The organism is Methylobacterium sp. A52T (assembly GCF_053346095.1).
On record NZ_JBKFBI010000093.1, the window covers coordinates 1 to 23408 of the forward strand.

Consider the following 23408-nt stretch of genomic DNA (forward strand, 5'->3'; position numbering starts at 1 on the left):
GGGCGCGCGGGGGGCGCCGCGGGCCGGGGCGGCGAGCTCGCGGTTGAGATCGTCCAGGGCGGCGCGGCCCGCCGCGACGGCGTCCGTGCCGCGGGCGCCGAGCTCGGTGCCGGCCCGGTCGGCGGCGTCGCGGAACCGGGCGGTGAGGATCGCAGTCTCGGCCTCGACGGCGCCGGTGACCTCGCCGGAGGCGTTGCGCAGGGTGTCCAGGGCCGCGGCGAGCCGGGCGGCGGCGTCCCGCGTCTGCGTCTCGGCGGCCTGGCTCGCCTGATCGGCGGCGGCCCGCAGCGCGGCGGCCGCCTCCTCGGTCCGCGCCGACAGGGCGGCGGCGGAATCCGCGACCCGGCGCTCGAACACCCGCACGGCCTCGAGGGTCCGGGCCTCGACCGCGCCGGTGGCGTCCTCGGCCGTGCCGCGCAGGGCGTCGGTGGCCGCCTCGGCCCCGCGCCGGAGCGCCGCGACCGCCTCGGCGGTGCGGCCGTCGATCTCGCCCGACAGGCCCTCGACGGTGCCCCGCAGCGACTGGACGGCGGAGGAGGCCCCCGTCTCGAAGCCCCGGCCCAGGGCCGCGAAGGCGGCCTCGAGGTTGGCCGCGACCGTCTCGGTCCGGTGCGCGATGCTGCCGCCGGCCTGCTCGGCCGCCGCCGCGACCCGGTGCTCCAGGTCCGCGGCCCGGACCGTCACGGTCTCGTCGAGGCGCGCCGCGATGCCGTCCATCCGCTCGGCGAGGGCGCCGCCGCGCTCCGACAGGGCCTCGGCGATCCGCTCGGCGGTGCCGACGAGGTCGTCGCGCACGGCGCCCGCGCGGGCCGCCAGGGTCTCGCCGGCGCCGCTGGCGGCGAGCGCCAGGGCGGCCTGGGCGTCGCGCCCGCGGCCCTCGATCGTCTCGGCGACCGACAGGCCGGCGCTCTCGATCTCGGCGCGCAGCGCGAGGCCGCGGCCGGCGATGTCCTGGGTCAGGGCCGAGCCGGTGTCGGCGAAGCGGGCGGTGATCTCGGCGCCCATCGCGCCGAAGCGCTCGGTCAGCTCCGACCCGCGCGACAGGAAGGCGGATTCGAGCCCCGTCACGGAGCGCTCGAAGGTCTCGCGCACCGTGCCGGCCTGACGCTCCAGCGCGTCGCTCACGCGGCTGCCGGTCTCCTCCAGGGTCCGGGTGAGGGCGCCGGCATTCTCCGACAGGCGCTCGGCCAGGGCGGTGCCGGCGGCCTGGAAGGCGCCGGTCGCCGTGCCGGCGCGGTCCTCGAAGCTGCGGGTCAGGGTCTCGCCGACCTCCTGGAAGCTGCCGCGCACCTCCTGGCTGGTGGCCGCGAGGGTGTCGATCAGGTCGCTGCCGCGGGCGGTCATCAGGTTGACCACCCGGTCGCCGGCCTCGCCCAGCGAGGCCGTGATCGCGGCGCCGCGGGTCTCCAGCGCGCCGGTCACGCGCTCGCCCGCGCCGGTCACCGCGGAGACGATCCGGTCGGAGGCGCCCTCCAGGTCCTGGCTCAGGCTCTGGTGCGACCCGGTGATGGCGCTGCGCACCCGCTCGGCGTTGCTGACGATGGCTTCCCGCTGGGCCACCAGCTCGTCCACGAGGGAGCGGATCCGGATCTCGTTGTCGGAATAGGCCCGCTCCAGGGTGGCGATCTCGCCGCGCACCAGGGTTTCTAGCTCGCCGGCCCGGGCGAGCGCCCGCTCGACGCCGTCGCCCACCGCCGCCACCTCGCGGCGCACGGTCTGCGACATGGTCAGGACCGCGTCGGTGGAGAAGCTCTCGGGCTCGGCCAGGCGCACCGCGACCTCGCCGACCGCGCGGGCGACGAGGCGCATCTCCTGGGCCCGCACCGCCAGCATGGCGGCGATCACGAACAGCACCACCGGGCCGAACAGGGCCGCGGCGCCGACGCTCGCCTGGAGGGCCGAGAGGCCCGACAGGACGGCGCGCAGGTCGCCGTCGGACTTCGACCACGCGATCAGCACCAGGGCGCCGATCCAAACGGCGCCGGCCGCGAGGGCGAGCAGGTAGGGCTTGGGCGAGGAGCGCACCCGCAGGGTCTGCTGCAGGATGCCGATGTTGCGCCGGTCGTCGTTGGCCACGAGCGAGCGGTCGGGGGGCAGGAGGCCGCCCTCGCGGCGGGGGCGGTCCAGGCCCGGCGGCGGCAGGTCGGAGGCGAGCGGCGGGTCGAGGTCGAGGCGCGGCGGCATGGTCCGGCCGGCGTCGAGACCGCCGTCGCGCAGCGGGTCGGCGTCACCGACATCGGGCAGGCGCGGCTCGGCGCGACCGTCGGTGCCGTTCGGCGTCAGGGCGTCGAGGTTCAGCGCCTGCTCGATCGCAGAGAGCGCGGCCTCGGCCGGGTCCTTCAGCTTCTTCTCGGTCGCCATACAACGCCTCGTTACACGGGTTCACCGGCGCCTGGAGAGGCTTGAGCCGGAGACGCAACGCCCCGTTTACCATTACAAGACTAAACTCGGGCAGCGACTGCCGATACCCGAGCCCTCGACCGGCCCCAGAAAAGGTTAACCGAATGGTTACCGGGCCCGTCGCTCGCCGCCTCCACCATCCTGCCGCAGGGGAGGGGTCCGGCGCGATCCCCACCCGGCGAATCAGGGGGTGAATTGTGTGGATCAGATCCGCAATCCCCGACGAATCCGGATGCCGGGAGCCCGAACATGCAGGCCATCGACCCCGCGGAACTCGAGGCCCAGACCGGCGGCGACGCCGACCTGGCCCGTGAGGTCCTGGAGCTGTTCGCCGGCCAGTGCCGCTCGATCCTGCCGCGCCTCGCCGACCCGGCCCTGCCGCGGGATCAGCGCGCCGACCTCGCCCACACCCTGAAGGGCTCGGCCGCGGGCGTCGGGGCGATCCACGTGCGGGCGCTCGCGGACGCCGCGGAGACGCGCCTGCGCGCCGGCGCCGGGGCGGTGTCGGTCGACGACCTCGCGGCCGCGGTCGCGCGGGCGCTGGCGGAGATCGCGGAGGCGCGCGCCTGACGGTGTCGCCGCACGGGTCGCCGCACCGGTCGCCGCACCGGTCGCCGCACCGGTCGCCGCACGGTGTCGCCTAATGCGGCGATCGATCCGGGACCGGTGTCTAATGCCGCGCTTGCATTCCGCGTTTCCAGCCGCCAAGCAGGCACGCCGCCCGTCGGACAGATTGCGCTCGACGCGAGCCCGGAGCCCCCAGCATGCCCAAGATCACCTACGTCGACCACGCCGGGACGGAACGGACCGTCGAAGGCAGCGTCGGCGCGACCGTGATGGAGACGGCTATGCGCAACAACGTCCCGGGCATCGACGCGGAGTGCGGTGGCGCCTGCGCCTGCGCCACCTGCCACGTCTACGTGGCCGACGCCTGGATCGACACGGTCGGCAAGGCGCAGGACATGGAGCAGGACATGCTGGATTTCGCCAGCGACGTCCGCGAGAACTCCCGCCTCTCCTGCCAGATCAAGATCACGCCGGCGATGGACGGCCTCGTGGTGACGACGCCGTCCCAGCAGGGCTGAGACGGAAACCGTCTCGGACGCGCGATCCCCTCCCGGCATCGCCTCCAGTCGCATCGCGCCGTGAGGCCGTCACCGCGCCTGTCATCGCACCAGCGCCCGCGCCGCCGCGTCGAGCCCCTCCAGGGTGAGGGGGAACATCCGGCCGGCGACCAGCCGCTGCATCATGCCGATCGACTGGGTGTAGCCCCAGTGCGTCTCGGGCACCGGGTTCAGCCACGCCGCCTTCGGGAAATGGTCGAGGAGCCGCTGCATCCAGGTGGCGCCCGCCTCCTCGTTCCAGTGCTCCACGGAGCCGCCGGGCGTCGCGATCTCGTAGGGGCTCATCGAGGCGTCGCCCACGAAGACGAGCCGGTAGTCGCTGCCGTAGGTGCGGATCACGTCGAGGAGCGGCGTCTTCGCCTCGTGCCGCCGCCGGTTCTCGGTCCAGACCGCCTCGTAGGGGCAGTTGTGGAAGTAGTAGTGCGCGAGGTGCTTGAACTCCGAGCGCGCCGCCGAGAACAGCGCCTCCGCCTGCTCGATGTGCCAGTCCATCGAGCCGCCGACGTCCAGGAACAGCAGCACCTTCACGGCGTTGCGCCGCTCCGGCCGCAGCTTCACGTCGATGTAGCCCTGGCGGGCGCTCGCGCGGATCGTGCCGTCGAGGTCGAGCTCCTCCGCCGCCCCCGTCCGGGCGAAGCGGCGCAGGCGCCGCAGCGCGAGGCGCATGTTGCGCGCGCCGATCTCCCGGTCGTCGTCGAGGTCCTTGAACTCGCGCTTGTCCCAGACCTTCACCGCCCGGAAGCTGCGGTTGCCGTCCTGGCCGATGCGGATGCCCTCGGGATTGTAGCCGTAGGCGCCGAAGGGCGAGGTGCCGCCGGTCCCGATCCATTTCGAGCCGCCCTGGTGGCGCCCCTTCTGCTCGGCGAGGCGCTGCTTGAGGGTCTCGAACAGCTTGTCCCAGCCGAGCGCCTTCAGCTCCGCCTTCTCGGCCTCGGTCAGGTATTTTTCCGCGAGCTTCCTGAGCCATTCCTCCGGGATCGCGGCGGGCTCGACCGCCTCGCCCAGGGTCTCCAGCCCCTTGAACACCGTGCCGAACACCCGGTCGAACCGGTCGAGATGCGCCTCGTCCTTCACCAGCGCGGTGCGCGACAGGAAGTAGAACGCCTCGACGTCGTGCTCCGCGAGGCCCCGGTCCAGGGCGCCGAGCAGGGTCAGGTACTCCTTCAGGGAGACGGGGACCTTGGCGTCCCGGAGGGCCGTGAAGAACTGCAGCAGCATGCCGGGAGAACGCGCCAGCCGGGCGTCCGGGTCAAGCCCGCGCGAATCGGTCGGCGCGCCGCCGAGCGTGGCAGGACTTTGCCGAAGGACTTCCGAGTCTTCGCCGATGGTCGACAAGATTCAGCCCCGTCGGCAGCGCCGATTCCGGCGCCCAAACGAGTCTCTCCGACCCGATGGGACTCATAACCTGGGCATAAGTCATCGAATCTGTTGATATGTGACCGGACAAGCCTCGCCCAGTCACTCAATCGGTCATGGGAATCGCTCAACTCGGGACATCGAGTGTGCGCGGACGCGGCAGCGCGGCCGACACGGAGCTAGCGAGGAGACCTGCGATGGCGGTCATCCTGCGGAATCTGACGGAATTCAAGCGGTTTCTCGGGAAGCCGGGGGCGACGATTCAGCTGGTGCGCAACACCTTCATGGACCGCCAGCCGGAGGCAACCCGGGACGCCTACCGCGACAAGGGCATGTACGCCCCGCGGGCGGTGCAGGCCCTGTCGCGCAAGGCCGCGGTCTTCACCCTGCGGGGCTATCCCGGGACGGTCTGGCTCTACTGGGACAAGGGCGCCCGCGGCTGGCGCTTCTCGGGCGACACCGTGACGGTACCCCTGGTCACCGGCCTCGGGCCGGCGGACGAGCTGGTCTACCGGTGCAGCTTCGCCGACGGGTTCGAGCCGGCGCCGCGCAGCCGCGCGGCGCGGCGGGCCAAGCACGAGGACGCGCACCCGGTCCTGATCTGAGCGAGGCCCCCGGGACCTCCGCTCGGATCTCCCGCCTCAGGCCGCCCCTCAGACGTCCTGCCCTCAGGCCTCCTGGCCGGCCGCCTCCTGGCGCTCGGGCTCCCGCTTGACCGGGGCCTTGCCCAGCGCCTTCCCGACGGTCCGGCGGGCCCGGAAGATCGGCTTCGACTCGCCCTCGCGCTTCTTCAGCAGGGCGCGGTACTCGTCCCGCCGCTCGTGGATCGACGCGATCACCAGCCCCATCGGCACGCCGACATCGACCAGAACGGCCTCCGACAGCTGCAGCGAGGCCTCGATCGTCTCCGGCACCGCGTCGTCGACGCCGAGCTCGTAGAGCGAGGAGGCGTGGCGGGCGTCGCGGGCCCGGGCCACGATGGTCAGGTCCGGCCGCTCGGCGCGGGCCGCCGCCACCGCCGCCTCGACGGCGCGGGGATTGTCGAGGGTGACGACCAGCGCCCGGGCCGTGGCGATGTCGCACCGGCGCAGCATCTCGGTGTTGCCGCTGTCGCCGAAATAGACCGGCGCCCCGGCGCGGCGCTGCTCGGCCACCCGCGCGGCGTCGGAGTCGAGGGCGATGTACGGGATCTTGTGCCGCTCCAGCATCTCGCCGACCTGCCGGCCGACGCGGCCGAACCCCGCGACGATCACCCGGTTCCCCACGCGCTCCGGCACCGGCTCCGCCTTGGCGGTGGCCTGGGCGCTGGCGGTCGCCCGCAGCTTGAGCCGGCGGCCGACGGCGGCGAGCGCCGGGATCATGATCATCGTGACCGTGGTCACCACGAGGGCCGCCGCGCCGACCTCCTCCGGCACCAGGCCGGTGGCCATGGCGCCGCCGATCAGCACGTAGGCGAACTCGCCGCCCGGGCCGAGGAGCAGCGCCGTCTCCAGCGCCACCGGCCGGGGGATCTTCAGCACGGGGGCCGCCATCATCACCACGGCGGCCTTGATCAGGACCAGCGCCAGCGACAGGCCGATGATCGCCCCCGGCGTCGCCATCAGCTGCGCCGGGTCGAGGTTCATCCCCACCGAGACGAAGAACACGCCGAGCAGCAGGCCCTTGAACGGGTCGATCGTCGCCTCGATGGCCCGGCGGTACTCGGTCTCGGCCAGCAGCAGGCCGGCCACGAAGGCACCGAGCGTCATCGACAGGCCGCTCGCCGCCGCGGTCAGCGCCGTGCCGACGATGACCAGCAGGCAGGCGGCCATGAACAGCTCGGTGGAGCGCGTGCGCGCCACGAGCTGGAACAGCGGGCGCAGGGCGAGGCGGCCCGCCACCACGATCAGGGCCAGCGCGACGGCGGCCTGGCCCAGCGCCAGGGCGAGGGCCCAGCCCTTGTCGCCGCCGTCGTCGCGGCCGAGCACCGCGATCGCGAACAGGGCTGGGGCCACCGCGAGGTCCTGGAACAGCAGCACCGCGAAGCTCGTGCGCCCGGTCGGCGCGTTCAGCCGCTTCTGCTCGGCCAGGACCGGCAGGACCACCGCAGTCGACGACAGCGCGAGGCCGATGCCGACGATCACCGCGCCGGTGAGCGGCACGTTGAGCCCGTAGAGGATCGCGCCGAGGATCAGCGCGGAGCAGCCCACCTGCAGGGAGCCGAGGCCGAAGACCAGCCGGCGCAGCACCCGCAGGCGCTCCCAGGAGAGCTCGATCCCGATCATGAACATCAGGAAGATCACGCCGAACTCGGCGAGGTGCGAGATCTCGGCCCGGTTGCCGATGGTGAAGAGGTGCACGGAGGGATAGGTGTCGGCCAGCCGGCCGAGGCCGAAGGGTCCGAGCAGGGCCCCGGCGCCGATGAAGCCGAGCACCGGCGAGATCCGCAGGCGGTGGAACAGCGGCACCACGATGCCCGCTGTGACGAGAAACAGGATCGCTTCCTTGTAGGAGCCGGCGTGGACCTCTGGCATCGGCGGCGGATCGAACCTCGTCTCTCGGGGATGGGGAGCGCCGTTCACGGCCGCGCGATCATGGGTCGGCGCCGCCCTCGGAGCAACCGGATTCGGCCCGCGACCGGTCCCGCGGACGTGCGTTCCGACACAAGCCGGATACAGGCGCGGGTGAGACATTTCGGTCACCGGCAGGCGGGATGCGGACGGCATCCAAAGGAGGCATGCGGTGAAGGCGTGCAACGCGGCCCAAAATCGGCACAATGCGCGCATACACGCCTGAGTTAACCGGGGGTTAAGCTCGGCCGGGCCCTGCCCGGAACTGGACCGGATGGATGCGACGAGGCCGATGATCTCCATCAAATCGATATTTGCCGGTCCGGCAGCGCCCCCCAGCCGCGACCTCGCGCGCGAGAAGCGCGAGTGGAAGCTCGAGTCGGACCGCTGGCGGCACCAGCGCCACATCGAGAAGGGCTACCGCATCAAGTGGGGCTACGTGGCGATCGCGTACCTCGTCGAGTTCATGGTGATCGGCGCCTCGCTCTGGGGCGCGTGGCTGTTCGCGGGCGTCTACAGCGACGGCGACTGGCACGCCTTCTACTTCATGCTGCTGGCGCCGCTGGTCTACGCCGCGGTCGAGCTGTGCCGCGTGCCGCTCGGCATCCTGGCCCGGACCCAGCGCTCCTACTTCGTGCGCGGCCTCGCCGTGCTGGGCATCATCTTCGCCGCGGGCGTCACCACCAAGTCGGTGTCGCAGCTCGGCGAGATGATGTTCCATCCCCGCCTGATGGAGGCGGCCCGGACCAAGACCGCCCTGAAGGACGCCCAGGCCGACCGCGCCACGATCGGCGACCGGATCAAGGCGGCCGACGAGCGCGTGGCGCAGTACACGGCCGAGCTCGACCAGATCGAGAAGCGCTCCGCCGACAACGCCCAGCAGCTCGCCGGCCTCCCGGCCCAGCGCTGCGAGCGGGTCTTCGGCACCAACAGCAAGGGCCGGAAGTACCAGAACCTGAAATGCGTGGCCGATCCCCGCGTCGCCGCCCTGTCGCAGGGCGTCGCCAAGGCGTCCGCCGACCGCGCCGGGATGATCAAGGACCTGGAGGAGGCCCGCAAGGCGCGCGCCGCCCTCGATCCGGGCGCCGCCGACCGCCGGGTGGCCGATGCCGAGCAGGGCTACCGGAACGCGGTCAACCGCTCGCAGCTCCACTCCTTCACCGCCATGGTCTACGGCGTCGACCCGATCGACGTGACCGAGAGCCAGGTCCACGCCTTCCTGCGGATCTTCGTGTTCCTGCCCGCGGTCTGCGCGGCCTTCGCGTCGACGATCCTGGCGCTCTGCGCGGTCTCGACCCGCCGGACCTTCATGGACGAGGACGATCTCGGCGCCGCCGTGAACCCGGAGGCGGCCCCCTACATGCTCGACGCGATCGCCGACGCCCTGCGCTCGCACCCCGAGCCGATCCTGCCGCGCGCCGCCAACGCGTCGGGCGCGGTGATCCCGATGAACCGGCCGGCCCAGGGCCAGCAGGCGCTGCCGAACCAGACCCATCCGGGCCCGACCCTCCCTGCCGCTGGAGCCGGCGCATGAACTACGTCGCGAGCGGGACCCCCGAGAACATCGCCCTCGCCCAGCAGGTGAATTCCCGCCTGCGGGCGGATTCGAGCTACGTCGCGGCCCGGGCCTTCCTGTTCCGGGCGCTGGGCTTCGGCGCCTTCGCGTGCCTCGCGGGCATCGGCGTCGGCGCGGCGGCCTACGGCTGGGCGACCCTGAACCAGTTCGACACCGCCGCCGAGAAGATCGCCGCCGCCATGCAGGCGGCGCTCTCGGACGTGACCCTGAAGACCAAGGGCGAGGTCACGCTCACCGACAACACCCTCAAGCTCGAGGGCCTGCCCAAGGCGTCGGCGACGCCGACGCCCACCAAGGCGCAGCTCGGCAACGACGCCGCCCCGGCCTCCAAGGCGGCGGTGAACACGACCTTCACGGTGTTCAAGCAGGTGCCCTACCTCGACGGGCAGATCGTGACCGGCTGGAACTTCAAGGACAGCGCCGAGCAGCCCTACCAGCAGTACTGCTACTTCTCCCGCCGCTCCAACGAGGCGAAGGGCCAGGTCGAGATCAAGATCGACCTCGCCATGGACGGCAAGACCCTGCCGCAGCCGCAGAAGTCGGACGTCAACCTCGAGATCCTGGCCCGGAACTGCGTCTGGCACGAGAAGGGCTGAGATCGCTCGCGGCGCCACCGTCCTCGCGGGCGGAGCGAAGCAATCCAGGGTGGCGCCACGCCTCCGGACATCCCGCTGCTCCGGGTCACTTCGCTTCGCTCGTGATGACGGGGCTCGGACAGATCGGGCCTGATGGGTTCGGCGCTTGCGGCCCGGCCGCGCCCCGCGCTACCCGTTTCCCTCGATCCACCTCTCCGAGACCGCGATGCGCTTTTCCGGAACCGAGACCTACGTCGCGACCCCCGACCTCACCGCGGCGGTCAACGCCGCCGTGGTCCTGGAGCGGCCGCTCCTCGTGAAGGGCGAGCCCGGCACCGGCAAGACCGTGCTGGCCGAGGAGATCGCCAAGGGCTTGGGCGCGCCGCTGATCGTCTGGAACATCAAGTCGACCACCAAGGCGCAGCAGGGGCTCTACGAGTACGACGCGGTCTCGCGCCTGCGCGACTCCCAGCTCGGCGACCCGCGGGTCTCGGAGATCGGCAACTACATCCGGCGCGGCAAGCTCTGGGAGGCGTTCACCGCGCCCGAGCGCCCGGTCCTGCTCATCGACGAGATCGACAAGGCCGATATCGAGTTCCCCAACGACCTGCTCACCGAACTCGACCGGATGGAGTTCCACGTCTACGAGACCGGCGAGACCGTGAAGGCCGTGCGCCGGCCGATCGTGATCATCACGTCGAACAACGAGAAGGAGCTGCCGGACGCGTTCCTGCGCCGCTGCTTCTTCCACTACATCAAGTTCCCCGATTCCGAGACGCTGCAGCGCATCGTCGACGTCCACTATCCGGGCATCAAGCACCGCCTCGTCGAGGAGGCCCTGCGGACCTTCCTGGCGATGCGCGAGGTCCCGGGCCTCAAGAAGAAGCCCTCGACCTCGGAGCTGCTCGACTGGCTGAAGCTCCTCGTCTCCGAGGACATCGCCCCCGAGACCCTGCGCGAGCAGGACGGCCGCAAGCTGATCCCGCCGCTGCACGGGGCGCTCCTGAAGAACGAGCAGGATGTCAGCCTGTTCGAGAAGCTGGCCTTCATGATGCGCCGGGACCAGCGCGGCGGCTGAGGCCGGACGGACGACCCGAGGATTCCCGCGAGAGGAGCCCGGGGCAGGGACAGGAGCGTGCGGCATGGGCGAGATCGCGATCGTCGGCGGCGGCGTGATGGGGCACGGCATCGCCCTGGTGCTGGCGCTCGCCGGCCACGGCGTGCGGATCACCGACACGCGGCCCGAGACCCGGGCGCGGATCCCCGGCCTGATGGAATCCGCCCTCGCGACCCTGCGGGAGGCAGGCGCCGCCCCGGAGGGCTGGGACGCCGCGCGGCTGGCCCGGGCCGTCCGGGTCGAGGCGGCGCTCGACGCGGCGGTCTCGGGCGCCGGCCTCGTGATCGAGGCGATCACCGAGAACCCGGAGGCCAAGCGCGCGCTCTTCTCCGAGCTCGACCGGCTCTGCCCGGCCGACACGATCCTCGCCAGCAACACCAGCTACCTCGACGTCTTCCCGCTGATCCCGGAGCGCCGGCAGGCCCGGGCGCTGATCCTGCACTGGTACACGCCGCCCTACATCGTCGACCTCGTCGACGTGGTGCCGGGGCCCGGCACGGACCCGGCGGTCGTCGCCGCCATGGCCGAGTTCGTGCGCGGCCTGGGCCAGGTCCCGATCGTGCTGAAGCGATTCATCCCCGGCTACATTGCCAACCGCATCCAGCAGGCGATCAGCGCCGAGGTGTTCCGGCTCCTCGACGAGGACGTCGCCGCGCCGCGGGACATCGACGACGCGATCGTCCACGGGCTCTCCTTACGCATCCCGATCCTCGGCCACCTCGCCAAGGCCGACTTCACCGGCCTGGAGCTGACGCAGCGGGCGCTCGCCAACGGCAGCTACGCGCCGCCGCCGCCCCGCACCCGCTCCGAGACCCTCGACGCCCTCTGCGCCGCCGGCCGGACCGGGGTGATGGCCGGCAAGGGCTACTTCGACTGGGGCGGGCGGCCGCCGGAAGAACTGTTCCGCGAGCGCGACCGCAAGCTCCTGGCGCTCAAGGCGGCGATGGCCGGGATCGGCCGGATGGAGGGATCATGATCGGAGCGGACCTGTCCGGGCGGCGCGTCCTCGTCACCGGAGCCTCGTCGGGGATCGGGCTCGCGACCGTCGCGATCTTCGCCCGCAACGGCGCCACCGTGGCGCTGAACCACCTGCCCGACGATCCCCGCGGCCCCGAAGAGGCCGCCCGGCTCGCCGGAGCCGGATTCGCGGTGATCGCGCTGCCCGGCGACGTGTCGCGGGCGGGCGAGGCCGAGGCGATGGTGGCGGCCGGCATCGACCGGCTCGGCGGCCTCGACGTGCTCGTCAACAATGCCGGCACGTCGGGCACGACCATGCCCATCGCCTTCGAGGACCTCGACGCGATGAGCGAGGATTTCTGGGCCACGATCCTGGCGACCAATCTGCTCGGGCCGTTCCGCTGCGCCCGGGCCGCGGCCGCGACCCTCAAGGCGAGCCGCGGCGCCATCGTCAACACCGCGTCGGTCGCCGGCCTCGGGCGGCGCGGCTCGTCGGTCGCCTACGCGGCGAGCAAGGCCGGACTGATCAACCTGACCCGCAGCCTCGCCCGGGCGCTGGCGCCGGACGTGCGCGTCAACGCGGTGGCGCCGGGGCTCGTCGCCACGCCCTGGACCGACCCCTGGTCGGAGGAGCGCAAGGCCTCGACCGTGGGGCGCACCATGCTCGGCCGCATGGCCCGCCCGGAGGACATCGCCGAGACGATCTTCTTCCTGGGCGCGGGCGCGGCCTACATCACGGGCGAGACCATCACGGTCGACGGCGGAGCGATCTGACGCGCGGGGAGCACACACATGGCGAGCACCACCGTCATCACCTGCGCCCTCACGGGCTCCTTCGACACGCCGCGGAAGAACCCGGCCGTGCCGGTGAGCCCGGAGGCGATCGCACGATCCGCCCTGGAGGCGGCGTCCGCCGGGGCCGCCGTGGTCCACATCCACGTCCGCGACCCCGAGACCGCCGCGCCCAGCATGGAGCTCGCCCATTACCGCGAGGTGGTGGAGCGGATCCGCGCGAAGAACGACGCCGTGATCCTCAACCTGACCACGGGGGCGGGGGGCCGGTTCGTGCCGGGCGACCCCGACCCGTCAGTCGCCGGCCCGGGCACCACCTTCGTGGGACCGGAGGCCCGCACCCGGCATGTCGGCGCGCTGCGGCCGGAGATCTGCACCCTCGACATCGCCACGATGAATTTCGGCGAGCACCTGTTCCTCAACACCCCCGGCCACCTGCGGGCGATGGCGGGCCACATCCGCGACGCGGGCGTGAAGCCCGAGATCGAGGTGTTCGATCTCGGCCAGATCGAGCTGGCCCGGCACCTGATCGCCGAGGGGCATCTGGCGCGCCCGCCGCTGTTCCAGATCTGCCTCGGCATCCCCTGGGGGGCGCCCGCGACGCCGGAGGCCCTGGTGGCGATGCGCGCCCGGCTGCCGGAGGACGCGGTCTGGTCGGCCTTCGGCATCGGCCGGGAGGAGTTCCCGATCCTCGCGGTCGCCGCCGGCATGGGCGGCAACGTCCGCGTCGGGCTGGAGGACAACCTGTACCTGTCCCGGGGCACGCTCGCGCCGAGCAACGCCGCCCTGGTGGAGAAGGCCGTGAGCCTGCTGGCCCACATCGACCGGGAGCCGGCCACGCCCGATCAGGCGCGGGCGATTCTCGGGCTGGCGCCGCGGGGCGGTTGAGAGGTCGATCGCCGCCGCTCCCCGTCATCGCGAGCGCAGCGAAGCGACCCAGGGCAGCGCGACCTCGGCGAGCGTGGTGCTGCTGGAGTGCTTCGCGCCGCTCGCAAGGACGGCGGTGCCGTCTCGGGCGGGGAGGGCTGCCCCTGACGGATCGCCGGCATCCTCACGCGCACCCGTTTCGGCCGCGGACCGCCACGGATACTCTGCCTTCGGAAACATTCCGAGCGGCGATCAACGCCGCCGGGTGGACACGACAGGGAGAGAGACATGACGCTCCGCCACCGCGCCGCGGCGCTGCTCGGGAGCTTGTGCGCGCTCGGTGCCGGCGCGGCGCTCGCCGCCGACCTCGTGCCGGTAAAGATCGGCGTGCTGAACGATCGCTCCGGCGTCTACTTCGACTCCACCGGCGAGGGCTCGGTGGTGGCGGCCCGCATGGCGGTCGAGGACTTCAAGCCGGAGGAACACGGGCTGAAGGTCGAGGTCGTCGCCGCCGACCACCAGAACAAGCCCGATGTCGGCGCCTCCATCACCCGGCAATGGTACGACCGCGACGGCGTCGACGCGGTGTTCGACGTGCCGACCTCCTCGGTGGCGCTCGCCATCGCGCAGATCACCAAGGAGAAGAACAAGGCGTTCATCAACTCGGGCGGCGGCACCGCCGACCTCACCGGCCCGGCCTGCACGCCCAACACCGTGCACTGGACCTACGACACCGCGGCGCTGGCCAACGGCACCGGCAAGGCCATCCTCAAGCGCGGCGGCAAGACCTGGTACTTCATCACCGCCGACTACGCCTTCGGCCTCGCCCTGGAGCGCGACACCAAGGCCGTCGTGGAGAAGAACGGCGGCAAGGTCGTCGGCGGCGTGCGCACGCCGTTCCCGAACCCGGACTTCTCCTCGTTCCTGCTCCAGGCTCAGGCCTCGGGCGCGCAGGTGATCGGGCTGGCCGATGCCGGGCTCGACGCCGCCAACGCCATCAAGCAGGCGCACGAGTTCGGCATCCGCCAGGGCGGCCAGACGCTCGCGGCCCTGCTGATCGCCATCACCGACATCCACTCGCTGGGCCTGGACGTGGCGCAGGGCCTCGCCTTCACCGCCTCGTTCTACTGGGACCTCAACGACGGCACCCGGGCCTTCGCGGAGCGCTTCGGGAAGCGCATGCCCGGCAAGAAGCCGACCTCGTACCAGGCGGGCGTCTACGCCAGCACGCTGCACTACCTGAAGGCGGTGGCGGCCCTGCACTCGGCCAAGGACGGCGCCGCCGTGGTGGCCAAGATGAAGGAGATGCCGACCGACGACCTGCTGTTCGGCAAGGGCACGATCCGGCCGGACGGGCGCAAGATCCACCCGATGTACCTGTTCGAGGCCAAGGCGCCCTCCGAGTCGAAGGGCGAATGGGACCTCTACAAGGTGCTGGAGACGATCCCGGCCGAGCAGGCCTTCCGCCCGATGAGCGAGGGCGGCTGCCCGATGGTGGCCGGCATGACGGCGAAGTAGGCGATCGGGTCGCTCCTTTCCGCACCGCAGTCCTTGCGAGCGGAGCGAAGCAATCCGGACGGCGCGACGCCGGCCGGCGTCGCGCTGCCCTGGGTCACTTCGCTGCGCTCGCGATGACGGTGAGGGAGACCGCAACCGAGCGACCGAACGATAACCGTTCACGCAGCCCCGATCCGATCCAGGGCCGCCACGGCGTCGTCCGGGAGCGCGAACTCGGCCGCCGCGAGGTTCTCGCGGAGGTGGCCGAGGGACGACGTCCCCGGGATCAGCAGGATGTTGGGCGACCGGCGCAGCAGCCACGCGAGCGCCACCTGCATCGGCGTCGCGCCGAGCCCGGCCGCCACCGCCGACAGGGTGTCCGACTGCAGCGGGCTGAAACCGCCCAGCGGGAAGAACGGCACGTAGGCGATCCCGGCCGCCGCCAGATCGTCGATGAACGCGTCGTCGCCCCGGTGCGCGAGGTTGTACTGGTTCTGCACGCAGACGATGTCGGTGATCCGGCGCCCGTCCGCGACCTGGCGGGGCGTGGCGTTGCTCAGGCCGATCCGGCGGATTAGCCCCTGCCGCTGCAGCTCCGCCAGCACCGTCAGCGGCGCCTCGATCGCCCCCTCCGCGGGGCCGTGGACGTCGAACATCAGGCGCAGGTTGACCACGTCGAGCACGTCGACACCGAGGTTGCGCAGGTTGTCGTGGACCGCCCGGGTGAGGTCCTCGGCCGAGAAGGCCGGGTTCCACGAGGCGTCGGCCCCGCGCATGGCGCCCACCTTGGTGACGATCACGAGGTCCTCCGGATAGGGGTGCAGCGCCTCGCGGATGATCTGGTTGGTGACGTGCGGCCCGTAGAAGTCGCTGGTGTCGATGTGGTCGACGCCCGCCGCCACGGCCGCGCGCAGGACCGCGACCGCGGCGGCGCGGTCCTTGGGCGGCCCGAACACGCCGGGCCCGGCGAGTTGCATGGCCCCGTAGCCGAGCCGCTTCACGGTCCGGTCGCCGAGGGGGAAGGTCCCGGCCTGCGCGATGTCGGCGGTGATGGCGGTCATGACGGATCTCCTGTTGGCGCTCTCGATGTAGACGCCACGCTTTGCGCCGATAAGCCGTGACAATCGGCACGGGCCGTGCGGATTCTCGAACGATGACCCAGAATCTCACGGACCTCGCCGCCTTCGTGACCGTGGCGCGGGCCGGCGGTTTCCGCGAAGGGGCCCGCGCCGGGGGCGCGAGCGCGTCGAGCCTCAGCGAGGCGGTGCGCCGGCTGGAGGCGGGCCTGGGGGTGCGCCTCCTGAACCGCACCACGCGCAGCGTCGCGCCGACCGAGGCCGGGACCCGCCTGCTGGAGCGGCTCGGGCCGGCCCTCGCCGAGGTGGACGCCGCGCTCGACGTGGTGAACGGGTTCCGCGACCGTCCCGCGGGCACGCTCCGGCTCAACGTGCCGCTGAGCGCCGCCCGGCTGGTGCTGCCGGCGCTCGTGCCGCCCTTCCTGGCGGCCTACCCGGAGATCCGCCTGGAGGTGGTGGTCGAGGACGGGTTCGTGGACGTGCTGGCGGCGGGCTGCGACGCCGGCATCCGCTACGACGAGCGGCTGGAGCAGGACATGATCGCCGTGCCGATCGGCCCGCGGCGGCAGCGCTTCGCCACCGCGGCGTCCCCGGCCTATCTCGACCGGCGCGGCCGGCCGGACCATCCGCGGGACCTCCTCGACCACGCCTGCCTGCTCGGCCGCTTCCCCAGCGGCGCCCTGACGGCGCCCTGGGAGTTCGAGCGCGACGGCGCCGTCGTCCGGGTGGACCCGGCCGGCCCGCTGATCGTGCGGGTCGCCGCCAGCGACCTCGCGGTCGAGGCGGCGGTCGCCGGCACCGGGATCGTCCACCTGTTCGAGGACTGGCTGCGGCCGCAGCTCGCGAGCGGCGCCCTGGTTCCGGTGCTGGAGCCTTGGTGGCAGGTCTTTCCCGGCCCGTTCCTGTACTATCCCGGCCGGCGGCACCTGCCGGCGCCGCTGCGCGCCTTCGTGGACTTCGTCGGCGCGCAGGCGTCGCGCGCTAGAACCGCAGGGTGAAGCGGCCCGTCACGGCCTGGTCCTGGGCGCGGGCTCCGGTCTGGCCCGTGTAGGCCACGCCCAGGCTCGCGTCCGGCGCCACCGCCAGGTCCAGGCCCACCTGCGCCACAAGCGCGTCCCGGGCGATCGGCACGCCCGCGCTCAGGAAGGCCGGACCGCCCGCCCCGAAGGCCAGCACAGCCGTCGGCACCACGTCGCCGAACGCCCGCCGGTAGCCGACGAGACCCCGCAGCGTCACCGGCAGGCCGAGACCCAGGTCCAGGCACGCCTGCGCCCGCACGCCGACCGTCGCCGCGCCGAGGTCGTAGTCCCGCGCGAAGCTCGCCAGCGCCGCGGCGCCGCCCGTCTCCGCGAAGGCGCCGCGCCGGATGCCGACATAGGCCCCGCCCGCGAACGGCTCGACGAAGCGCGCCGCCGGCTCACCCAGCGCGATCCTCCAGCCGATCTCGCCGAAGCCCTGCACCGTGGAGCCGCCGCCGTGCCCGCTCAGCGTGTCGGACAATCCGTACAGCACCGCCCGGCGGGTGCGCGCGTCCGTGTCGGCGTAGAGCGCGCCGAGCCGCAGCGACAGCGGGCCGAGCTCGTAGCCGCCGTACAGGCCGCCGAACCCGCTCTTGAGCGTCGCGCTCTCCGCCCGGCTCGCGCCGCCCGCCCGGCCGGCGCTGTCGAGGAAGGCCTCCGTGTAGCCACCGACCGCGCCGAAGCGCAGCCCGCCGGGGAGCCGCACGTCCGCGCCGGCCGCGAAGCCGGCGATCTGCCGGTCGAGGTCGAACGCGTTGCCGCCGCCATCGGCCGTGCCGAAGGCGCCGAAGCCCTGGCCCCAGAGCCCGAACACCTGCGGGTCGAAGGTGCGCACCGGCACGGTCGCCACCACCGCAGCCCGGCCGGGCCGGTCGGCCGCGTCGGCGGCCGGCAGGGCGCCGGCGTCGAGCCCGGCACCGGGATCGCCCCAGCGCAGCCGGTCGAGCACCGCCTCGCGCACGAAGAAGGCGGTCTCGTAGGCGGCGGACACGGTGCCGGCGTGGATGTCGCCGGCCAGCGCCCGGAAGCCGCTGCCGGCCTCGTTGGCCGTGAAGGCGACCGCCGCGTCGTAGAGCCGGCCGGCGCCGATCGCCTGGATCGCGTTGGCGGCGGCCGCGCCGTTGCGCGAGGTGGCGCTGGCGGCGAAGGGCACGTCGTTGCGGGTGAGCGTCAGGTCGACCGCGTCGGTCCGGTAGCGCAGGCCCGGGGTGAGGAAGGCGAGGTTCGCGGTCACGCCGGCGAACCGGCCGGAGACGCCGCCGGCGGCGGAGAGGATCGTGTAGGTGGTGCGCGGGTTGTAGGCGCCGGAGGCGGCGCGCACCTGGACGGTGCCGCCCGACAGGGTGGCGGTGCCGGTGGCGGCGATCCGGTCGGCCCGGCCGGCGGCGTCGGCCTCGACCCGGTAGGTCGAGCCCGGCGCCAAGCCGACGTTGCCGGCGACCGTGAGCGTGCCGATGGAATTGCCCGGCGCCACCGTGGCGCCCGCGAGCGCGACGATCCCGCCCAGCGTGCCCGAGCCGCCGAGCTCGGCCCCCGGCAGCACCGACACGACCGAGTGGGCGAGGGCGCCGTTCACGACGAGCCGACCGGCCTGCACGGCGGTGGCGCCCGTCAGCGCGCTGAGCCCCGTGAGCGTGAGGGTGCCCGCCGCGGTCTTGGTCAGGGTCCCGGAGCCCGAGACGGCGTTGGCCAGCGTCCCGTCGGTCGATTGATCCACGACGAGCGCCGCGTCGTCGACGATGGCGCCCGTGCCGAAGGCGCCGGCATGGCCGACGAGCGTCCCGCCGCCGATCGTCGTGCCGCCCGCGTAGGTGTTGGCGCCGGTCAGGACCAGCGTCCCGCTGCCGAGCTTCACGAGGCCGCCCGCGCCGCCGATGTCGTTGCGCCAGACGTCGTAGGCCGAGAAGCCGCCCCGGGCCGCGTCCATCGTGACGGTGACCGTGCCGTTGAAGGCGCCGTAGCCGTCGGCGGCGGCGAACAGGTTGATGCGGTCGTAGCCCAGCCCGTTGTCGAGGAAGCCACCGGAGGGCAGCTCCGTGGTCGCGATCACGTCGCGGCGCTGCGCCGCCGTGAGGTAGGGAAAGCGGGTCGCGAGCAGCGCCTCGGCACCCGCCGGGACCACCGGCGGACGGTCCGTGGGCCCGACCGGTGGCAGGCCGTAGGTCAGGCGCGCCGTGTAGGCGGCCTTGTTGCGCGCGTAGTCGGACAACCGGTCGGTGGCAGGATCCACGGGCGCGTGGGCGCACCGCTCCAGCGGGCCGCCGCAGGCCTGGTTCAGGTAGCTCTGCGCCTGCGCGAAGGCCTCGCCCAGCAGGGCCGCGTTCGCGGGATCGTTGAGTGCCCGGATGGCGAAGTAGGTCGCCAGCACGCGGCCGCCGATCACATCGGTGGGCGAGTGCATGCCCGCCTCGATCCGGTTGTCGCCGAGCTCGCTCGCGCGGGTGAGCAGTTCCTGGAAACGCTGCGGGACCGCGTAGGCCAGGGCCAGGGCCGACAGGTAGGCGGCGTTGGTGTGGCCGCTCGGGAAGCCGCCGTCCGTCGCGGGCGTGGGGCTCTTCTCCGGCACGAGGGAGGGCGGCACGACGAGGCCGAGGCCCTGGCCGTCCAGGCTCTGCCGCCAGGGGCGCGGATAGCTGTAGGCGTCCTTGGCCGGGCCGGTGGAGGCGTTGGTCCGGAACGCGTTGACCAGCTGCACGACCTTCCCGAGGGGCGACGTCGTCACGCCGGCGCCGGTGCCCTCATCGACGTACTGGACGCGCGACGTGGTCGCGTCGAAGGCCGGGATCGTGGTGGTCGCCCCCGATCCCGCCAGATAGGCCCGCGTCAGCGGTCCGAGGCCGTCGATGACGCTGTAGCTCTGGTTGCGGCGGTCGTCGTAATAGGCGGCGATCTCCTGCGCCCGGGTCCGCTCCCGCGCCCGCTCGGCGACGATCTGGATGTTGCGCAGCAGGAGGGACGCCCCGAGGGCCGTGGGCGATCCGGTGTCGTAGGTCCGTCCGGGGATCCAGATCCGCCGGAAACCCGACAGGATGTCGACGCCGTTGCCGGCCGTCTGCGCCTGGGCGCCCGAACCGAGCAGCACGACCGCCAGCGCGGCGAGTGAGACCCCATATCCTCGTGTCATGACGCGCTCCCCGACACCGCCCCATCCGGCCGGTCGCGCGCCCCATATCCAAGATCATCCGCGGCAGATCGTCATAGTTCGTTCAAAATTGGACGCATTTTCGATTCGTATCCTCGCAGCAACACTCTGTGAGGCGGCTTATTTTTTATGTCTATACTTGAGAAATGAGAATTCATACTTCGGAAGCTGTCCGGCCATCACTGCAGGCCGGTGATCGATCGCCACGAACGGCGCGGCCGCATCTGAATAGGGCCGCCCGAGGCCGGTCACCTGGGCCGGTGGCGGGGTCATGCGGGACAGGAGAAGCGGTCCGAGATGCGTCCCGCCAGGCCCGGCGCGGGAGCGCCTCGGAAGGTCGGAGGGATGCCGTGCGAATCGCCCGGCGGCGCGTGCGGACGCCGCCGGAGGGCTCACTGCGGCAGTTCGAACACCGTGAGCTGCCCGCCCGGCGCCGTGTACTGCGACAGGGCCGCGTAGCCCCCCACCGCCCCCGAACCGTCCGCGGGGTCGGTCAGCCCGGCCGCCAGACCGATCCCGGCCCAGCCGCCGACCCCGGACAGCACCGCGACGTACTGCTTGCCGCCGTGCAGGTAGGTGGTGACGTTGCCGACGATCCCGGACGGGGTCTTGAACCGGTAGAGCTCGTGCCCGTCCCGGGCGTCGACCGCCTTCAGGTAACCCTCCAGCGTGCCGTAGAAGACCACGTTGCCCGCCGTGGCGAGCGCCCCCGACCAGACCGAGAACGGTTCCGGGATCGTCCAGGCGATCCGGCCCTTCGCGCCGTCCCAGGCGATGAACGCCCCGGTCCGGTCCGAGCCCTCGGGCGGGTGCAGGGTGAGCGTCGCGCCGACATAGGGCTGGCCGGGCGTGTAGGTGACCCGGAACGCCTCGTAATCCATGCACATGTGGTTGGTCGGCACGTAGAACAGCCGCGTCTTGGCCGAGTAGGCGGCCGGCTGCTGGTTCTTGGCACCGAGCGCACCGGGACAGATGTTCTTCGTGGCCTCGTCCTCGTCGGCCTCGCCGGGGGCGTAGCGCTTGTCGACCACCGGCTTTCCGTAATCGGGCGCGGCGGGATCCACGCTGATCCGGCTGGCCCAGTTCACCGTGGGGTCGAACTTCTCCGCCACCAGCAGCGCGCCGGTGGCCCGGTCCAGCGTGTAGCCGAAGCCGTTGCGGTCGAAATGGGTCAGCACTTTCCGGGCGCGGCCGTCGATCACCTGCTCGGTGAGGATCATCTCGTTGACGCCGTCGTAGTCCCACTGGTCGTGGGGGGTCATCTGGTAGACCCAGCGGGCGATGCCCGTATCGGCGTCGCGGGCGATGATCGCCTGTGCCCACCGGTTGTCGCCCGGGCGCTGGTTCGGGTTCCAGGTCGAGGGATTGCCGGTGCCGTAATAGACGAGGTTCAGGTCCGGATCGTAGGAGAACCAGCCCCAGCTGCAGGCGCCGCCGGTCCGCCACTGGTCGCCCTCCCAGCTCTTGAGCGAGGAATCGCGGCCGACCGGGCGCCCGAGCTCGGTCGTCGTCTCCGGATCGACCAGCATGTCGGCGTCCGGCCCGGTGGCGTAGGCGCGCCAGAGCCGCCGGCCCGTCGCCTGGTCGTAGGCCGTGACGTGGCAGCGCGCCCCGTACTCGCCGCCCGCGAGCCCGACGATGAGCTTGCCGCGCACCGGCAGGACCGTGGCGGTGTTGGTCTCGCCCCGGCCCGGGTCGCCGTTCTTCACCGACCACAGCACCCGGCCGGTCCCGGGGTCGAGCGCCACCACGGTGGTGTCGGCCTGCTGCAGGAACAGCCGCCCGTCCGCGTAGGCGAGCCCCCGGGAGACCGTGTCGCAGCACATCACGGCGATGACGCTCGCGTCCTGCCGCGGTGCGTAGCGCCACAGGATCCTCCCGCCCCGGTCGAGGTCGAGGGCGTAGACCACGTTGGGGAACGGCGTGTGCACGAACATCAGGTGTCCGACCACGATCGGCGCACCCTCGTGGCCGCGCAGGACGCCGGTGGAGAAGGTCCAGGCGACCTTCAGGCGCCCGACATTGCCGGCGTCGATCTGGTCGAGGGCCGAGTAGCGGGTGTTGGCGTAGTCCAGGGTCTGCAGGACCGGCGACGGGCCGGCCGCCGCCGCGGAGGCGAGGCCGGCGAGCGGCAGGGCCGCGAGCAGTGAAGCACGCATCGACGCACGCATCCTCGTGATCCCCATCGCCGCGCGGCGCGCGCACCTACATGCGCTGCTGGACGATGCTCTCGGCCTGGGGGTCCGGCTCGTGGCCGGCCGCGCGGAGCATCGGCACCACCTCGGCCGCCTCCCGGGCGACGAGGTAGCTCAGGTCGAGCCCCTCGCGGATGAAGCCGTGGCCGCGCATGTGCTCGAACAGGGCCAGCAGCGGCGCCCAGAACTCCGCCACCGAGACCAGCACCACCGGCTTCCGGTGGCGCCCGAGCTGCGCCCAGGTCAGCTGCTCGACCAGCTCCTCCAGGGTGCCGATGCCGCCCGGAAGGGTCACGAACGCGTCCGAGCGCTCGAACATCAGGCGCTTGCGGGTGTGCATGTCGGAGACCACCACGGTCTCCTGGATGTCCGCCAGCATGTGCTCGCGCGCCTGGAGGAAATCCGGGATGATGCCGGTGACGTGGCCGCCGGCGGCGAGCGCCGCCCGCGCGACCGTGCCCATCAGCCCGACGTCGCCGCCGCCGTAGACGAGGCCCATCCCGGCCTGCGCGACCGCGGTCCCGAGGGTCTCGGCGGCCGCGCGGAAGGCCGGGTCGCGGCCGAAGCCGGAGCCGCAATAGACACAGACTGTCCTCACCGGAGCCATCCGGCGTCCTCCTCGCGCGTCCGTTGCGAGCCGTCCAGATCGCGCCCCGCGCCCAGCACTCCACGTGCCAAACTGCTGAATTCGCGTGGGATTCACCCGCCTGGGCGGCAGGACGGCTTGGTGTGGGGACCATGTACGGTATTATGGGCGGCGCCGTCGACGGCTTTTCGCGCGGGCGGACGGCCGCCCGCCGGGCGGCGGCAGGATGAGGGGAGGCCTTCGTGGCGATGTCGAGACAGGTGCGGCGCAGTCTCGCCCTGGCGCTGGCCGGCCTTCTCGGCGGACTGGGACTCGTGCTGGCGCTGTTCGGCGGCGACTCCCTGCGGCGGCTCACCGGCCGCGGTGGTCCCGAGCCGTCGGCGCCGAGCGGCAGCCTGCGCAGCCTCGCCGATCCGGGCGCCCTGGCCGGCCGCGCCGACCCGACGATCGACTTCCGCGACGACAAGCCGGGCCGGGCGAGCCCGGCGCCGGGGGAGGGCCCCGTGGCGGCGCTCCCGCAGGCCCCCCGCGCCGGCACCGCCGGGGCGCCGCAGGCCGGTCCGGGCCAGGACGCGCGCCT

The 23408-nt window shown here is 72.7% G+C and carries 18 protein-coding genes and 1 pseudogene; 12 read left to right on the forward strand and 7 right to left on the reverse strand.

Annotated features, from left to right (window positions below):
* On the reverse strand, positions 1–2361 hold a 2361-nt coding region (locus tag ACLBYE_RS20350), incomplete at its 3' end, for an apolipoprotein A-IV repeat region-like domain-containing protein (RefSeq protein ID WP_447695550.1).
* Positions 2362–2649: 288 nt separating this feature from the next.
* Here ACLBYE_RS20350 and ACLBYE_RS20355 point away from each other — a divergent pair.
* Positions 2650–2970 (forward strand): Hpt domain-containing protein, encoded by a 321-nt coding sequence (locus ACLBYE_RS20355; RefSeq protein ID WP_447695551.1) that lies wholly within the window; start codon positions 2650–2652, stop codon positions 2968–2970.
* A gap of 194 nt (positions 2971–3164) precedes the next feature.
* Entirely contained in the window at positions 3165–3485 is a 321-nt protein-coding gene (locus ACLBYE_RS20360; RefSeq protein ID WP_020092346.1) for a 2Fe-2S iron-sulfur cluster-binding protein, read from the forward strand.
* A gap of 81 nt (positions 3486–3566) precedes the next feature.
* On the opposite strand, the gene ACLBYE_RS20365 is transcribed toward ACLBYE_RS20360, so the two are convergent.
* Complete coding sequence (locus tag ACLBYE_RS20365; RefSeq protein WP_447695552.1) at positions 3567–4742, reverse strand: vWA domain-containing protein; 1176 nt, start codon at positions 4740–4742, stop codon at positions 3567–3569.
* A 335-nt stretch (positions 4743–5077) separates the two neighbouring features.
* Here ACLBYE_RS20365 and ACLBYE_RS20370 point away from each other — a divergent pair, with 335 nt between their 5' ends.
* A complete protein-coding gene (locus ACLBYE_RS20370) occupies positions 5078–5485 on the forward strand; it encodes a hypothetical protein (RefSeq protein ID WP_020092348.1) in 408 nt (135 codons plus the stop codon).
* A gap of 63 nt (positions 5486–5548) precedes the next feature.
* Here the strand turns inward: ACLBYE_RS20370 and ACLBYE_RS20375 are convergent, their stop codons facing one another.
* Entirely contained in the window at positions 5549–7393 is a 1845-nt protein-coding gene (locus ACLBYE_RS20375; protein ID WP_091680219.1) for a cation:proton antiporter domain-containing protein, read from the reverse strand.
* A 310-nt stretch (positions 7394–7703) separates the two neighbouring features.
* Here ACLBYE_RS20375 and ACLBYE_RS20380 point away from each other — a divergent pair, with 310 nt between their 5' ends.
* The 7 genes from ACLBYE_RS20380 (at position 7704) to ACLBYE_RS20410 (ending at position 14831) form a co-directional block, all read left to right on the forward strand.
* A complete protein-coding gene (locus ACLBYE_RS20380; RefSeq protein ID WP_447695553.1) occupies positions 7704–8963 on the forward strand; it encodes an ATPase in 1260 nt (419 codons plus the stop codon).
* Positions 8960–9601, forward strand: a complete 642-nt coding sequence (locus ACLBYE_RS20385) for a hypothetical protein (protein WP_447695554.1) — start codon at positions 8960–8962, stop codon at positions 9599–9601. Before ACLBYE_RS20380 ends, ACLBYE_RS20385 begins: the two co-directional genes overlap by 4 nt.
* Before the next feature lie 205 nt (positions 9602–9806).
* Positions 9807–10658: an AAA family ATPase gene (locus ACLBYE_RS20390; protein WP_447695555.1), complete on the forward strand. Its 852-nt coding sequence runs from the start codon at positions 9807–9809 to the stop codon at positions 10656–10658.
* Between the two features lie 64 nt (positions 10659–10722).
* Positions 10723–11673: a 3-hydroxyacyl-CoA dehydrogenase family protein gene (locus ACLBYE_RS20395; RefSeq protein ID WP_447695556.1), complete on the forward strand. Its 951-nt coding sequence runs from the start codon at positions 10723–10725 to the stop codon at positions 11671–11673.
* On the forward strand, positions 11670–12428 hold the full coding sequence (locus tag ACLBYE_RS20400; RefSeq protein WP_447695557.1) for an SDR family NAD(P)-dependent oxidoreductase: 759 nt from the start codon (positions 11670–11672) through the stop codon (positions 12426–12428). Before ACLBYE_RS20395 ends, ACLBYE_RS20400 begins: the two co-directional genes overlap by 4 nt.
* 18 nt (positions 12429–12446) lie before the next feature.
* Positions 12447–13334: a 3-keto-5-aminohexanoate cleavage protein gene (locus tag ACLBYE_RS20405; protein WP_447695558.1), complete on the forward strand. Its 888-nt coding sequence runs from the start codon at positions 12447–12449 to the stop codon at positions 13332–13334.
* 267 nt (positions 13335–13601) lie between these two features.
* Entirely contained in the window at positions 13602–14831 is a 1230-nt protein-coding gene (locus tag ACLBYE_RS20410; RefSeq protein ID WP_447695559.1) for an ABC transporter substrate-binding protein, read from the forward strand.
* A 158-nt stretch (positions 14832–14989) separates the two neighbouring features.
* On the opposite strand, the gene ACLBYE_RS20415 is transcribed toward ACLBYE_RS20410, so the two are convergent.
* On the reverse strand, positions 14990–15871 hold the full coding sequence (locus ACLBYE_RS20415; RefSeq protein ID WP_447695560.1) for an aldo/keto reductase family oxidoreductase: 882 nt from the start codon (positions 15869–15871) through the stop codon (positions 14990–14992).
* 92 nt (positions 15872–15963) lie between these two features.
* Here ACLBYE_RS20415 and ACLBYE_RS20420 point away from each other — a divergent pair, with 92 nt between their 5' ends.
* Complete coding sequence (locus tag ACLBYE_RS20420) at positions 15964–16884, forward strand: LysR family transcriptional regulator (protein ID WP_447695561.1); 921 nt, start codon at positions 15964–15966, stop codon at positions 16882–16884.
* On the opposite strand, the gene ACLBYE_RS20425 is transcribed toward ACLBYE_RS20420, so the two are convergent.
* From ACLBYE_RS20425 to ACLBYE_RS20435, 3 genes are all read right to left on the reverse strand, one after another.
* Positions 16868–20029 (reverse strand): autotransporter domain-containing protein, encoded by a 3162-nt coding sequence (locus tag ACLBYE_RS20425; protein WP_447695562.1) that lies wholly within the window; start codon positions 20027–20029, stop codon positions 16868–16870. The genes ACLBYE_RS20420 and ACLBYE_RS20425 overlap by 17 nt on opposite strands.
* Positions 20030–20439: 410 nt before the next feature.
* Entirely contained in the window at positions 20440–22218 is a 1779-nt protein-coding gene (locus ACLBYE_RS20430; protein ID WP_447695563.1) for a methanol/ethanol family PQQ-dependent dehydrogenase, read from the reverse strand.
* Positions 22219–22252: 34 nt separating this feature from the next.
* The gene (locus tag ACLBYE_RS20435) at positions 22253–22849 is read right to left on the reverse strand and encodes an LOG family protein (protein ID WP_447695564.1); all 597 of its coding nucleotides are present in this window, start codon (positions 22847–22849) and stop codon (positions 22253–22255) included.
* Positions 22850–23076: 227 nt separating this feature from the next.
* Here ACLBYE_RS20435 and ACLBYE_RS20440 point away from each other — a divergent pair.
* Positions 23077–23408: pseudogene (locus ACLBYE_RS20440) on the forward strand (peptidoglycan-binding protein); the annotation flags it as partial.